Annotated in this window: 11 protein-coding genes; 8 read left to right on the top strand and 3 right to left on the bottom strand. The window is 43.7% G+C overall.

Features of this window, described 5'->3' with window-relative positions; translation table 11 throughout:
• Positions 1–9 precede the first annotated feature (9 nt).
• On the bottom strand, positions 10–894 hold the full coding sequence (locus F0220_RS18250; RefSeq protein WP_036672843.1) for a LysR family transcriptional regulator: 885 nt from the start codon (positions 892–894) through the stop codon (positions 10–12).
• Between the two features lie 112 nt (positions 895–1,006).
• Between F0220_RS18250 and zwf the strand changes: the two genes are divergently transcribed.
• The 4 genes from zwf (at position 1,007) to F0220_RS18230 (ending at position 6,056) form a co-directional block, all read left to right on the top strand.
• On the top strand, positions 1,007–2,530 hold the full coding sequence (gene zwf, locus F0220_RS18245; protein ID WP_091020609.1) for a glucose-6-phosphate dehydrogenase: 1,524 nt from the start codon (positions 1,007–1,009) through the stop codon (positions 2,528–2,530).
• Between the two features lie 35 nt (positions 2,531–2,565).
• The gene (gene fsa / locus F0220_RS18240; RefSeq protein ID WP_091020607.1) at positions 2,566–3,231 is read left to right on the top strand and encodes a fructose-6-phosphate aldolase; all 666 of its coding nucleotides are present in this window, start codon (positions 2,566–2,568) and stop codon (positions 3,229–3,231) included.
• A gap of 60 nt (positions 3,232–3,291) precedes the next feature.
• The gene (gene gndA, locus F0220_RS18235) at positions 3,292–4,710 is read left to right on the top strand and encodes an NADP-dependent phosphogluconate dehydrogenase (protein ID WP_105599284.1); all 1,419 of its coding nucleotides are present in this window, start codon (positions 3,292–3,294) and stop codon (positions 4,708–4,710) included.
• Between the two features lie 245 nt (positions 4,711–4,955).
• Positions 4,956–6,056 carry a metallophosphoesterase gene (locus tag F0220_RS18230; RefSeq protein ID WP_105599283.1) on the top strand — a complete coding sequence of 367 codons (1,101 nt, stop codon included), beginning with the start codon at positions 4,956–4,958 and terminating at the stop codon, positions 6,054–6,056.
• Between the two features lie 36 nt (positions 6,057–6,092).
• On the opposite strand, the gene F0220_RS18225 is transcribed toward F0220_RS18230, so the two are convergent.
• Positions 6,093–6,626 carry a stalk domain-containing protein gene (locus F0220_RS18225; RefSeq protein WP_105599282.1) on the bottom strand — a complete coding sequence of 178 codons (534 nt, stop codon included), beginning with the start codon at positions 6,624–6,626 and terminating at the stop codon, positions 6,093–6,095.
• A gap of 356 nt (positions 6,627–6,982) precedes the next feature.
• Between F0220_RS18225 and licT the strand changes: the two genes are divergently transcribed.
• From licT to F0220_RS18205, 4 genes are all read left to right on the top strand, one after another.
• The gene (gene licT / locus F0220_RS18220) at positions 6,983–7,825 is read left to right on the top strand and encodes a BglG family transcription antiterminator LicT (RefSeq protein ID WP_105599281.1); all 843 of its coding nucleotides are present in this window, start codon (positions 6,983–6,985) and stop codon (positions 7,823–7,825) included.
• 145 nt (positions 7,826–7,970) lie between these two features.
• Positions 7,971–9,890 carry a beta-glucoside-specific PTS transporter subunit IIABC gene (locus F0220_RS18215; protein ID WP_105599280.1) on the top strand — a complete coding sequence of 640 codons (1,920 nt, stop codon included), beginning with the start codon at positions 7,971–7,973 and terminating at the stop codon, positions 9,888–9,890.
• 49 nt (positions 9,891–9,939) lie between these two features.
• Positions 9,940–11,403 (top strand): glycoside hydrolase family 1 protein, encoded by a 1,464-nt coding sequence (locus tag F0220_RS18210; RefSeq protein ID WP_105599279.1) that lies wholly within the window; start codon positions 9,940–9,942, stop codon positions 11,401–11,403.
• 168 nt (positions 11,404–11,571) lie between these two features.
• A complete protein-coding gene (locus F0220_RS18205) occupies positions 11,572–12,138 on the top strand; it encodes a 5' nucleotidase, NT5C type (RefSeq protein ID WP_105599278.1) in 567 nt (188 codons plus the stop codon).
• A gap of 13 nt (positions 12,139–12,151) precedes the next feature.
• Here F0220_RS18205 and F0220_RS18200 read toward each other — a convergent pair whose 3' ends face one another.
• Positions 12,152–13,036: an AraC family transcriptional regulator gene (locus F0220_RS18200; protein ID WP_105599277.1), complete on the bottom strand. Its 885-nt coding sequence runs from the start codon at positions 13,034–13,036 to the stop codon at positions 12,152–12,154.
• Between the last annotated feature and the right edge of the window lie 165 nt (positions 13,037–13,201).

Raw genomic sequence — 13,201 nt, 5'->3', positions numbered from 1 at the left:
GGTGACCACTCAGGATTTGAAAATGAGATCCATAAACCTGTTGGCAGCCAGAGAGATCGGCATATTGCGTTTGGTCATAATCCCCACATGGGAAGGGGGCAGCGGGACATCAAGTTGAATTTCGAAGAGAGAACCTTCCTCCAGCTCCTTGGAGATAAACTCACGTGTGACATAGGAAATACCCAGTCCTCGACGCGCAAACTCAATCAACAGATCAACGCTACCAACCTCAATCTCAGGTTTCAACGTGTAATTATAGCTGTTAAACAACTCAGTTATAGCCATCCGAACCCGGCTGTTCCGGGAGAAGAGAATCAGTTGATGCTCCAGAAGCATCTCAAGTGTCATGACTTTACCCTTCAACTGAGCATAACGTTCCCCGGCTACAAAACAGTCTTTCAACTGAATGCTTTCCCTGACTTCGAGCTGTGGATCAACAATGGGCATCCGAACAACACCAAGATCGATCTTGCCTTCTTTCAGAAAGGTAATGACTTCCGGCGTGGTTCCATGACTCAGATGTAGCTTGATATTAGGGTACAAGGTGTGGAATTCCTCCAGATACGCCAGCATGTAATGCTTGAACAGGGAGTCACTGCCACCAATTCTCAATTCACCATTGTCGAGATTCTTCAGTGCGGCCATTTTTTCTTCCGCAAGTGAGATCAGAATCTGGGATTGTTCAATATAGGAGTACAGACTGGCACCTTCCTGTGTCAACGCTACACCCTTGGAATTTCGATAAAACAAGGTGAGACCAAAGCTCTCTTCCAATTGCTTAATGGCATGACTGACGCTGGGTTGAGTGATATACAGTGCTTTCGCAGCCTGTGTCAAACTTCCCGTTTTGGCGGCCCAATAAAAGACTTTATATAGTTCGTAATTTGTAGTCATAGATGTGGTCTATAGCTCCTGTGAAATATATTAATTACTTGTATAGCTATAAAACGTATTATAGTGTAACTACAACAAAGAAACCAGAGTTACTTGGAAGGAGAACGGTGAGATGGAACCAACTACCATTGTTTTATTTGGTGCTACTGGCGATTTAGCCAAAAGAAAAATATATCCTGCCTTATATAACTTATATCTTGAGCAGAAGCTTCCTGAAACCTTCTCATTGATTGGTCTGGGGCGTAGAGAGTGGTCTGATGAATTCTTTCAGGCACAAGTGGAAAAATCATTAAATGAATTTTCCAGACGCCAAGCGGATCCTGAAGTTGTGAAGTCATTTGTGAAAGCTTTCCGCTACAGTGTATTGAATATAAGCCATAAGGAAGATTATATAAAGTTGTTGGGATTAGTTGAACAAAGAGAAGCTGAGCTTGGCATTCCGTCCAATCGCTTGTTTTATCTCTCGGTTGGTCCGGAATTTTTCGAACCGATTGCCGAGAATATTCAAGAAAGTGGGCTGGGTTCCACAGAGGGCTGGAAACGCCTCGTCATCGAGAAGCCATTTGGTCACGATCTGCAGTCCGCCAGAGACCTTAATCGCAAATTAAGCGAATCATTCACGGAGGAAGAGATTTATCGGATTGACCATTATTTGGGCAAACCGATGGTACAGCGTCTGGAGACGTTGCACCAGAGTAACCCAATCATGAAGGCGTTATGGAATAACCGTTACATCTCCAATGTGCAAATTACGGCGAATGAGACTGTAGGTGTCGAAGAACGTGCATCCTATTATGATCATGTTGGTGCAGTGCGAGACATGTTCCAGAATCATATGTTGCAATTGCTCATGATGATGGCGATTCAGCTTCCATACAACAGTACTTCCGAAAAGGTTGGATTGAAGAAAAAACACATTATGGAATCGATCCAGCCGTTACAAAAACAAACTGTGGGCGCAAACATCATCCGTGGACAGTATGCAGAAGGCAGCATTCAAGGTAAACCGGTCAATGCTTATGCTGCTGAACCGGGTGTAGCCGAGAATACGATGAATGACACATTCATTGCTGCCAAATTGCAAATTGATGATTTCTTCTGGCGTGGTGTTCCGTTTTACATTCGCACGGGTAAAAGAATGAAGGAGAAATCAACACGTATCGTGATTGAATTCAAAGAACCTTCAGGACAGACAAATGTGCTGAAAAACAAGGGTTCCAAGCCAAACCTGCTCGTCATTGAGATGAGTCCGGATCAGAGCATGACATTGCAACTGAATGCAAGTGATCCTGAGAATAAAGGTGAATTCAAACCGGTTCATATCGATCTTTCTCCGGATAAAGGTGACCTTGCGGAAGCTTACGAGAATCTGATTCGTGATGCTTTGCTGGGTGATCCAACATTCTTTGCCCATTGGGATGAAGTAGAATTGTCATGGGCGTGGGTGCAACCCATTCTGGATGCATTCCAGGAAAATCTGTTGCCACTTCACCTGTATCCTGCAGGTAGCTATGGTCCGGCTGAATCAGATGTTATGCTTGAAGAAGATGGTCACCACTGGTGGTTTGATGAGCCAGCGGATCAGGAGTCTTTAGTTACAAATAGCATACCCTTGGCGGTTAATGCGAATCTCTAAACCATAAAAAAATTATATCTGGAGGTAATTAAATCATGAAATTTTTTATCGATACAGCTAACGTGGAAGATATTCAAAAAGCATACAAAATCGGTGTATTGTCTGGTGTAACAACAAACCCATCTTTGGTAGCCAAAGAAGGCGTGAAATTCGAAGATCGTATTGAAGAAATCTTGCGTTTGGTACCTGAAGTGGAGTCCGTTTCTGCGGAAGTGACACCAGATGCCCTTACTGCTGAAGATATGATTGCACAAGCGAACGAATTGATCAAAATTAACAACAGCGACAAAAACATTACGATCAAATTGCCAATGACACTTGCAGGACTTGAAGCTTGCCGTTACTTGACCAAAAAAGGTGTGAAAACCAACGTAACGTTGATCTTCACTGTGAACCAGGCGCTTCTGGCTGCTCGTGCTGGTGCGACATATGTATCTCCATTCCTGGGACGTCTTGATGATATCTCTGAGGATGGCGTACAATTGGTTACCAAAATTGCTGAATTGTTCCGTACACATAACCTGGATGCACAGATTATTGCGGCTTCCGTAAGACATCCGGATCACGTTACACGTGTAGCGATGGCTGGAGCACATATTGCTACTGTTCCATTCTCCGTTATTGAACAGATCTCCAAACACCCGCTGACAGATCAAGGTATGGACAAATTTGCAGCGGACTGGAAAAAAACAGTACAATAATCTATAACCATTCATTCGTTTCAACTTACTATATAAATAATGGAGTATTGGGAGGACATAATGAGTAAACAACAGATTGGTGTTATTGGATTGGCAGTAATGGGTAAAAACCTGGCTTTGAATATTGAAAGCAAAGGTTTCTCGGTAGCGGTATTTAACCGCTCCCCGGAGAAAACGAACGATCTTCTGAAAGAAGCAGAAGGTAAAAACCTGACAGGTGCGTTCACCATTGAAGAATTCGTGGAATCCCTGGAATCTCCGCGCAAAATTCTGATCATGGTACAAGCAGGTAAAGCAACAGATGCAACGATCGAACAACTGCTTCCTCATCTGGATCAAGGCGACATTATTATCGACGGAGGTAATGCTTACTTCCCTGACACACAACGTCGCAGTAAAGAACTGGAAGAAAAAGGGTTCCGCTTCATCGGAGCAGGTGTATCCGGTGGTGAAGAAGGCGCACTGAAAGGCCCTGCAATCATGCCGGGTGGACAGGAAAGTGCTTATCAGTTGGTAGAACCGATCCTGACAGCGATCTCCGCTAAAGTCGGCGATGACGCTTGCAGCACATATATCGGACCAGACGGTGCCGGACACTATGTGAAAATGGTGCATAACGGTATCGAGTACGGAGATATGCAGTTGATTGGTGAAGCTTATCACTTGCTCAAATCCGTATTGAACGTTTCCGTTGAAGAGTTGCATGAGATCTTCACCGAGTGGAATCAAGGGGAGTTGGACAGCTACCTGATCGAAATCACGGCAGATATCTTCTCCAAATACGATCCAGAAACAGGAAAACCAATGGTTGACGTTATTCTGGATGCGGCTGGACAAAAAGGAACAGGTAAATGGACAAGCCAAAGTGCGCTGGATCTCGGCGTTCCATTGTCCATGATTACGGAATCTGTATTCTCCCGTTTCCTGTCTGCCATGAAGGACGAGCGTGTAGCAGCTAGCAAAATCCTGAGTGGACCAGCAACTGAAGCATTCTCTGGCGACAAAAAAGCGTTCATTGAGAACGTGCGTAAAGCATTGTTTGCAAGTAAAATCGTATCCTATGCACAAGGATTTGCACAAATGCGTGCAGCTTCCGATGAATACGGCTGGGATCTGAAATACGGCAACATTGCCATGATCTTCCGTGGCGGTTGCATCATCCGTTCGCAATTCTTGCAAAACATTAAAGAAGCATATGACAAAGATGCAGAACTCAAAAACCTGCTCTTGGATCCTTACTTCCAAAACATCGTTGAATCTTATCAAGGTGCATGGCGTGAAGTTATAGCGGCTGCTGTAAAACAAGGGATTCCGGTACCTGGCTTCTCCAGCGCTCTTTCTTACTACGACAGCTACCGTACAGAGCGTTTGCCAGCAAACTTGCTGCAAGCTCAACGTGACTACTTCGGTGCTCACACATTCAAACGTGTGGACAAAGAAGGTTCATTCCACTTCCAGTGGATGGACACAAACGAGTAATTTTAATTCCGAAAATATAGCATTCCTGCAGTTGTCCTTGAATTTAGCTATTCAGGGCAGCGGCAGGGATGCTTTTCTCGTTAATGGGTTGAATTTGAATATCATCAAATTGTAATAAAATGTACGAATCTGGGTTTGGCAAACAGATGATCTGACCCTTCAACTACGTTATACTTGTTCAGACGGAATTACATCCGTGATAAAAATTAAGCATACAACTTATTGACGTGGAGGTTAGACCGGGCATGTTTGTATTAGTGGGTATATTGTTTTTAGTGATATACGGTTTATTAGTGTTCTACATAGGCTGGAGCGGTTGGAGTTGGATGAAGCCTATCGTGTCCGCCAGATTTCGATGGTTTTATATTATAGCGCTTGTATTCCTTGCCGTTTCCTTCATTTTGGCACGGGTATTTGGAAGCATTTCGTTCCTCGGAATCATCGGTTCTTACTGGCTGGCGATTTTCTCGTTGTTATTGTTGATCCTGCCCGTCGTCCACCTGACGATGTGGTTGTTAAAGTTAACCCGTATTCCTAGACATCACACACAGAAATGGGCGGGTGTCGTTACGCTGGTGCTGTTAGTGTCCACAATGGGTTATGGGATTTTCAATGCTTACAGCCCGGTAGTGAGAACATATAATATCCAGATTGATAAAAAAGTAGAAGGTGTGGACAAGCTCAACATTGTTATGGCTGCCGATATGCACTTTGGACTTCTATCTGGTCCCGCACATGCCAAACGCATGGTGGAGGAGATTAATGCTTTGAAGCCGGATCTGGTACTGTATCCTGGAGATATTATTGATGACAATCTGGATATGTACCTTAATAGCGGAATTGCCGACATTATCAGTGAAATTCAGGCCCCATACGGTGTTTATGCTTCTCTCGGGAATCACGACAAGTTTGATGGTCCGATTGAAGATCTGATCGCTGCGCTGGAGAAGAGCAACATGCAAGTTCTGTACGATGACAAGATTGTCCTGGATGACAAGATCACTCTCATTGGACGGAAAGACCGGACAGAGAAGGATCGTGCAGAAGTGGCTACTTTAATGCAAAATACGGACTTGAGCCAACCGGTACTTATGATGGATCACCAGCCATATGATCTGGATATTGCGGAACAGAACAATGTAGATTTGGTGGTATCCGGTCATACTCACCGCGGTCAGATTGCACCTGCTCAGTTCATCACACAGGCTATTTACGAGAATGATTGGGGCTATCTGCAAAAGGGTTCCATGCATTCCATCGTAACCTCCGGATTTGGATTCTGGGGACCTCCAATTCGTACAAGCAGTCGTTCGGAGATTGTGCAGATTAATGTGACGTTCCAGTAATGATGAAGGCCCTTCGAGAGAAGGGCCTTTTAATAACTATAGTTTAACCATTTTCTTGGATTTGAAGTTCCATTCGTAGACTTCCCCTGTGTACATGTGGATGTAGTAAAGGCCATAAGTCACTTCATACGTTTCTCTGTCTGAGAATGAACGCATTACATAAAAATCTCCGTCTTTGGATTCCTCTCCAACAGTTAGGCTATACATTTCGATTTCTTTCTTAATTTTTTTATATAACAGTTCAAACGCTTGATTCCCTGTTAGTTTAACTAATGGTTGTTTGCCAATGTACAGATTGTTAGACTTTAAAGCTACGTTCTCACCAAGTGCAGTACTTATGCTTCTAACTGGTACATATGTAGTATTGTTATAAGTTATTGCATTAGCTGTCGACTTCTTTGTTCCATCTACATAAATATTTACTTTCTGTAGTAAAGCTTTTATGGGCGTTCCTGATGCTGCATAAGCTGTAACTCCTGTAAGCATTGATCCAATTGTGATACCAATGAGTAATCCTTTTACTTTGTCCCTCACGAATAAATCCCCTTTATCTAAAATTACTTCCTTCAATTAAATCATTTCTCTATTTAAGGTGAAAAATCCTTCAAAACATTTACTTTAGTTATAATCTCATTCAATTCAAGCGATGAGTCGTTGGGAATATTTCGTTTGAATCTGCTCCAAAATGTGAATACTAAAGCATATGCACCCTTAAACGTGGAAGCTTAGGGAGAAGACTCATGTAAGGGAATGAAGTGTAATAGCAATAGTAGTATTTTTGGGTTGACACCGTTTTCAGGTTATGATAAATTATATCCGAGGCTTGTTACCGGTAATGCGGGCAAAACCACTATGGAAATGATTTTATTATTTCTGTTTTGGTTTTGCCCTTTTTTATTCCTCAAAAAAAACCAGGTGGGTCCATAATGATTATTAAACAGATATTTAATAACAATATTGTCAGTACCGTGGATGACAAAAATCAGGAACTGCTGATCCTCGGCCGGGGTATCGGATTTAAGTTCAAAGCAGGCGATGAGATTGATGAAGAGCGGATTGAGAAGGTATTTCGTCTTCAGGATGCATCGATTTATGAGAAATTCAAATCCATCGTAGCTGAAGTGCCGATTGAGATTCTGCAGGCAACAGATGATATTGTGACACTGGCACGAACGCAATTGAACAAAACCATCAGTGACGGGATCTACGTCTCGCTGTCTGATCACATTCACTTTGCTGTTCAGCGCTTGGAAAAAGGAATGATTACTCGTAATCCACTTTCTTGGGAAGTTCAGCACTTCTATAAGGCGGAGTATGATGTGGCCAGAGAAGCACTGACCTTGCTGAAGGAAAGATTGGATATTGAGTTTCCCAAAGATGAAATCTGTAATATTGCCTTACATTTCATCAATGCGGAAGTCAATGATTCCATGAACGATGTCACCCATCTAATGCAGCTGCTGCAGGAGATTATGAATATCATCAAATATCACTTCAATATCGAATTGGATGAAGATAGCGTTAATTATTTCCGCTTCATCACCCATTTGAAATATTTCTGTCAGCGTGTCATTACGCATTCTTCACATGATGATGCCGAGGAGTATTTGTATGAAGTGGTTCGGAAAAACTATCCGGAGACATTCAAATGTATTGGCAAGATCGAGACTTTTATCCATAAAAACTATCAGTATGACATGACTCACTCTGAGCAGTTATATCTAACGCTCCATCTGGAACGTCTGATGAAAACCAAGCGGGATGCTTAAAGTCCACGCAATAGAATGAAATTACAACTGTATACCCTATGGGCTTGTTACTGTTCAATCAGGCAATACCCGAATGAGATGGCGCCACATTTTGCGCTATATTCGTTCGGGTATTTTTTATTGGAAAAATGAGGAGGAAAACATCATGAAACATCAGGAAACGGCGCAGGAAATTATTAAAGCCGTTGGGGGAACAAACAATATTAACTCAGTTTATCACTGCGTCACACGTTTGCGCTTTGATCTAAAAGACAACGAGAAAGTTGACAACGGCTCACTCAAGAAACTGGATAAGGTCATGGGCACGAATATTTCCGGCGATCAATTCCAAGTCATTATCGGTAATGATGTGGCAAAAGTATTCGATGCCATGGTGGAGGAAAATCCGGCAATCCAGCAAAGTACAGAAAATAAAGAGCCAAAGTCGGATAAAAAACAAAATGTAGTACTGAAAATTTTTGAAACAATCGCAGGTGTCTTTGCCCCAATGCTTCCAGCGATTACTGCGGCAGGTATGCTCAAAGGATTACTTGCACTATTCGTGTCCGTAGGTTGGATGTCCGCCGGAACGGATACGTATCGTATTCTTTCAGCCATCGGTGACGGCGTATTCCATTACCTGCCTTTACTGATAGCAGTCAGCGCTGCTCGTAAATTTGGCAGTAACCCGTTTGTTGCGATTGCACTAGGTACAGCACTCATGTATCCAGACATGACAGCATTGTTATCTAGCGGTGAATCGGTTGGATTTTTGGGAATTCCGGTTACAGCAGTAAGTTATGCTTCATCCGTTATTCCGATTCTTCTTGCAGTATGGTTGATGTCTTATGTTGAGAAATGGGTTGACCGCGTTATCCCTGCTGCACTCAAGCTATTGCTTGTGCCGCTGATTACCTTACTTGTTATGGTTCCGGTAACGCTGATTGCGATCGGTCCATTGGGTACATTTGTAGGTAGCGGATTGTCTGGCGGCATCAACTGGCTGTTGAATGAAGGCGGATTGATTGCAGGTATTGTTCTTGGCGGTGCGATGGCGCTCATTATTATGACAGGAATGCACTATGCACTTGTGCCGATCATCCTGAGTAATATCGCTACACTGGGCTTTGATAAATTCTTGCCACTGACCTTTATCTCCAATATGGGTCAGGCTGGTGCGACACTCGGCGTATTCTTCCGGGCAAAAGATAAAAAACTCAAAACCGTGGCATTATCAACGAGCTTCACAGCACTCATGGGTGTAACGGAGCCGGCTATGTACGGGGTTAACATGAAATACAAAAAACCATTTGCCGCAGCCATGATTGGTAGTGCAGTGGGTGGCGGATTCGCCCTTGCTTTTGGCGCGAAAGCGTATGTACTTGCGGGTAACGGTGGTCTCCCAGGACTTCCTTCCCTGATCGGACAGACATTCTGGTATTCCTTTGGGGGGATGATTTTGGCCTTTATCGTGGGTGCAATCATGTCTACGATATTTGGTATTAAGGAAGAAGAAGGAGACGCAGAGGCGTTAGCTCAATTCTCACCAGGTGCTTCTTCTGCACCAGCGAAAGTAACTTCCAATGACGCCGCAACCGTGAACATGGAAGACATGGGCGATCCAACACCAACGAGTGATGCAGTAGCTGTTGCACCGATGACAGGTAAATCCATCCCACTCAAAGAAGTCAACGATCCAACATTCGGTGATGAATTGATGGGTAAAGGTGTGGCATTTGTTCCAACGGTGGGCGAATTGGTATCTCCAGTGACAGGTACCATCATGAATGTGTTCAAAACAAAACATGCGATCGTTGTCCGTAGTGATAACGGAATGGAATTGTTGATTCATGTTGGAATTAACACGGTGAAGCTGCGTGGACAGTACTTCGATGCACATGTTGCTACAGGAGCACGTGTACAAGCTGGAGACAAGTTACTCACATTTGAACTGGCCGAGATTGCCAAAGAATACGATATTACAACCGCTATGGTTGTTACCAATACGGCAGATTACAAGCAGGTTCTACCTGTGAAATTGGGCGAAATCACGATGGGTGAAGACGTCTTGAAAGCTGAAATCTAAACCATCTTAGGACTAATAGACAAATTCAAAAAAAGAAGGAGAGATACGGATGATGAATCGACAAGGGTTTCCGGAAGGTTTTCTGTGGGGCGGCGCTATTGCCGCCAATCAGGCTGAAGGTGGATTCGATGCTGGCGGCAAAGGATGGTCGACGGCCGACATGGTTCCTTATTTTGAGAAAAAGGACTACACCAACCTTAGAGAACTGATGCATGTTACCAGTGCAACGGTTGAGAAAGCAATGGCACATCATAGCGCGGAAGGTTATCCGAAGCGTTACGGGATTGATTTTTACCACCGTTTCAAAGAGGATATTGCGCTGTTTGCCGAGCTGGGCTTCAAGACATTCCGTCTGTCCATCAACTGGCCGCGTATTTTCCCGAATGGTTATGATGCCGAGCCAAATGAAGAGGGACTGCGCTTCTATGACGAAGTGTTCGATGAACTCCGGAAATACGATATCGAACCACTGATAACACTTTCGCATTATGAGATGCCTATGGCACTTGTACTGAAATATAACGGCTGGGCTGGCCGTGAAGTGATTGGACATTTTGTGAGATATGCGGAAACCGTAATGACCCGGTACAAAGACAAAGTAAAATACTGGTTGACGTTTAATGAGATTAACACGACCATTATTGAACCGTTCACAGGCGGAGGTATTATTGAAGACCGGGTGGAGAATACGATGCAGGCTTCCTATCAGGCACTTCACCATCAATTTGTAGCCAGCAGCCTGGTAACAGAAAAAGCACGTCAGATTAACCCGAACTTCCAGATCGGATGTATGCTTGCACGCATGATTCACTACCCGGCGACATCGAAGCCAGAGGATGTGCTGCAAGCACAGATCGATAACCAGCTGAACCTGCTGCATACGGATGTACAAGTTCGTGGTAGTTATCCAACGTTCATGGCTCGGTATTGGGCAGAGAACGGGATTACGATTGCCATGGAACCAGGGGATGAGCAGATCCTGCGTGAGCACACGGTTGATTTCATCTCGTTCAGTTATTACACATCCTTGGTGTCCGCAGTAAATCCAGAGGAATATGGAGTGACGGGTGGTAACCTGTACAGCACGATTAAGAACCCGAATCTCGAGCGTACGGAGTGGGGCTGGCAGCTTGATCCGATTGGTTTGCGCGTTGCATTGAAAGAACTGTATGATCGTTACCAATTGCCATTGTTTGTGGTAGAGAATGGACTTGGAGCGAAAGATACGGTTGAAGCAGACGGTTCCATCAACGATGATTACCGTATTGATTATCTGAGAAAACATATTACCCAAATGAAAGAAGCCGTTATGGATGGTGTGGACCTGATGGGATATACCAACTGGGGAGCGATTGATATTATCAGTGCATCCACTTCGGAAATGTCCAAGCGTTATGGCGTGATTTACGTGGATCAGGACGACAACGGACAAGGCACATTGAATCGATATAAGAAAAAGAGCTTTGGTTGGTACCAAAAAGTCATCGCCTCTAATGGTGAAAACTTGGAATAAATTAATCAAAAGAGGCACCCCAGGCGTAGCTAGTGTTACGTCATCGGGGTGCCTTTTTATTATCATCTCGCAGGATTCTCATCAGCGCTAATGGCACTTCAAAGTAAAAAGGATGACTTCATAACATACTGGATGGTATACTGTGATCGTATTGGGGGAGGGATAACCATGAAGAAGCCTATTATTGCTGTAGATATGGATGACACGATATGTCATCTGGTCAAGCGGGCCATATATCACAACAACCTCAACTTCCCGACCCATCCGTTGCGGTATGAGGATATGATTCATTGGGATACATCTCATTTGCGTCATCCAGAGAGCACGCACGATGTATTTTATGGTCGGCCGGGTCTGTTCGAGGAATTGGAATTATATGACGAGTATGTTGTAGATGAGATGCGAAAGCTGAACGATGCTTATGATGTCATTGTCGTGACGGCAGCAGAACCAAAAACAGTCGTTGAGAAGTGGAACTGGCTTCAGCAGCACATGCCTTTTATAACCGCTGAACAGTTTATTACATGCAAAAGAAAAAACTTGCTCGGTTTCGATCTGCTCATTGATGATGGAGCACATAACCTGATTCCCGCGCATGAGGACGGCAAAAAGGTTATCTGTATCCCGCATCCGTGGAATATACAGGAGCGTGAGCGATACAACTTTCCGTTGATGTCTTCATGGAAAGAAGCCAAGGCATACATAGATGAAGTGTTACAGGTTGTTAATGTCTGAAAGTTAGTTAACCTTATTGTCCAGAGTGCAATGCTCTGGATTTTTTGCGATAGGCGAGAGGTGTTTCGCCTGTTATTTTTTTGAATGCGGCATAGAATGAATCCATATCCCGATATCCGACCAGCTCTGCAATCAGGCTGACTTTGTGCTGTGAATTCTTTAGAATTTCGCAGCTTTTTTGTATGCGCAGATGTTGCAGGTGGCCGCTAAAGGTCTGTCCGGTATGCCGAAGAAACATTCGTCCAATTTGCTTCTCGCTCCAGCCCGATACACGGACCAGATCAGACATCCGAATACGATTGCTTACGTGTTGTTTGAGATAATGAAGAATGTAATCAAAACCGGTGGAATAATTCTCTACATCATGTTCCTTTTGATAAAGTTGTCTGTAGGTCATCAATACCAGCTGGCTCACCAGGGTGTATAACATGGTAGAGGAACCGATTCCCGGAACGGAGGATTCACGGTACAGCTTCACCATTAGTTCTTCAATCCGGTCGTTGTGATCCACAACGGATATATAAGGAACTTGATTTTGTCCCAGATTCATCAGATGTTGAATGATTTCTTTTTCCTGAATGATGGCTGTCAGCGTGTTGATCAAATCAGCATTAAACAGACAATTATATATAATTAATGGATGCTCGGTTACGTTTGTGCTTACAGGACGAAAGACATGAGGAACACCAACAGGAATGACAAACAGCATGCCTTTTGTCACGGGAATGATATCTTCACCGATATGATGAAAGCCCTTTCCTTCGGCAACATAGCTATACTCAATAAATTCATGTGCGTGAAAAGGAAGCACAAAATCTTCAGAGCAACGATTGACAAAAAGTTGCAGATGATTATGTAGAAAGTATTCGCTTTTCATGAGTTGTACAGATGAATTCACAATGCAACCTCCTCGCACAGATGGCTGAATTACCGGATGAAATAGTCCGGATTACCGGGTATTTACGACAGCAGGATCGATATAATTATATCGTAACCCCGAATGGGAAGCCAAGATGGAAAGGATGATCTACTGATGTTCAACGTTAGTCACCTTCGTTGTGAG

It is taken from the genome of Paenibacillus sp. 37 (genome assembly GCF_008386395.1).
Classification (GTDB): Bacteria; Bacillota; Bacilli; order Paenibacillales; family Paenibacillaceae; genus Paenibacillus; species Paenibacillus amylolyticus_B.
The sequence above is the reverse complement of the archived record's forward strand: the minus strand, read 5'-3'. Positions and strand labels throughout refer to the sequence as shown.

Excerpts from the sequence above, each read along its gene's own strand:
- fsa (WP_091020607.1), top strand. The coding sequence starts at position 2,566 with ATGAAATTTTTTATCGATACAGCTAACGTGGAAGATATTCAAAAAGCA.
- F0220_RS18230 (WP_105599283.1), top strand. The coding sequence starts at position 4,956 with ATGTTTGTATTAGTGGGTATATTGTTTTTAGTGATATACGGTTTATTA.
- F0220_RS18210 (WP_105599279.1), top strand. The coding sequence starts at position 9,940 with ATGATGAATCGACAAGGGTTTCCGGAAGGTTTTCTGTGGGGCGGCGCT.
- licT (WP_105599281.1), top strand. The coding sequence starts at position 6,983 with ATGATTATTAAACAGATATTTAATAACAATATTGTCAGTACCGTGGAT.
- zwf (WP_091020609.1), top strand. The coding sequence starts at position 1,007 with ATGGAACCAACTACCATTGTTTTATTTGGTGCTACTGGCGATTTAGCC.
- gndA (WP_105599284.1), top strand. The coding sequence starts at position 3,292 with ATGAGTAAACAACAGATTGGTGTTATTGGATTGGCAGTAATGGGTAAA.
- F0220_RS18250 (WP_036672843.1), bottom strand. The coding sequence starts at position 894 with ATGACTACAAATTACGAACTATATAAAGTCTTTTATTGGGCCGCCAAA.
- F0220_RS18215 (WP_105599280.1), top strand. The coding sequence starts at position 7,971 with ATGAAACATCAGGAAACGGCGCAGGAAATTATTAAAGCCGTTGGGGGA.
- F0220_RS18205 (WP_105599278.1), top strand. The coding sequence starts at position 11,572 with ATGAAGAAGCCTATTATTGCTGTAGATATGGATGACACGATATGTCAT.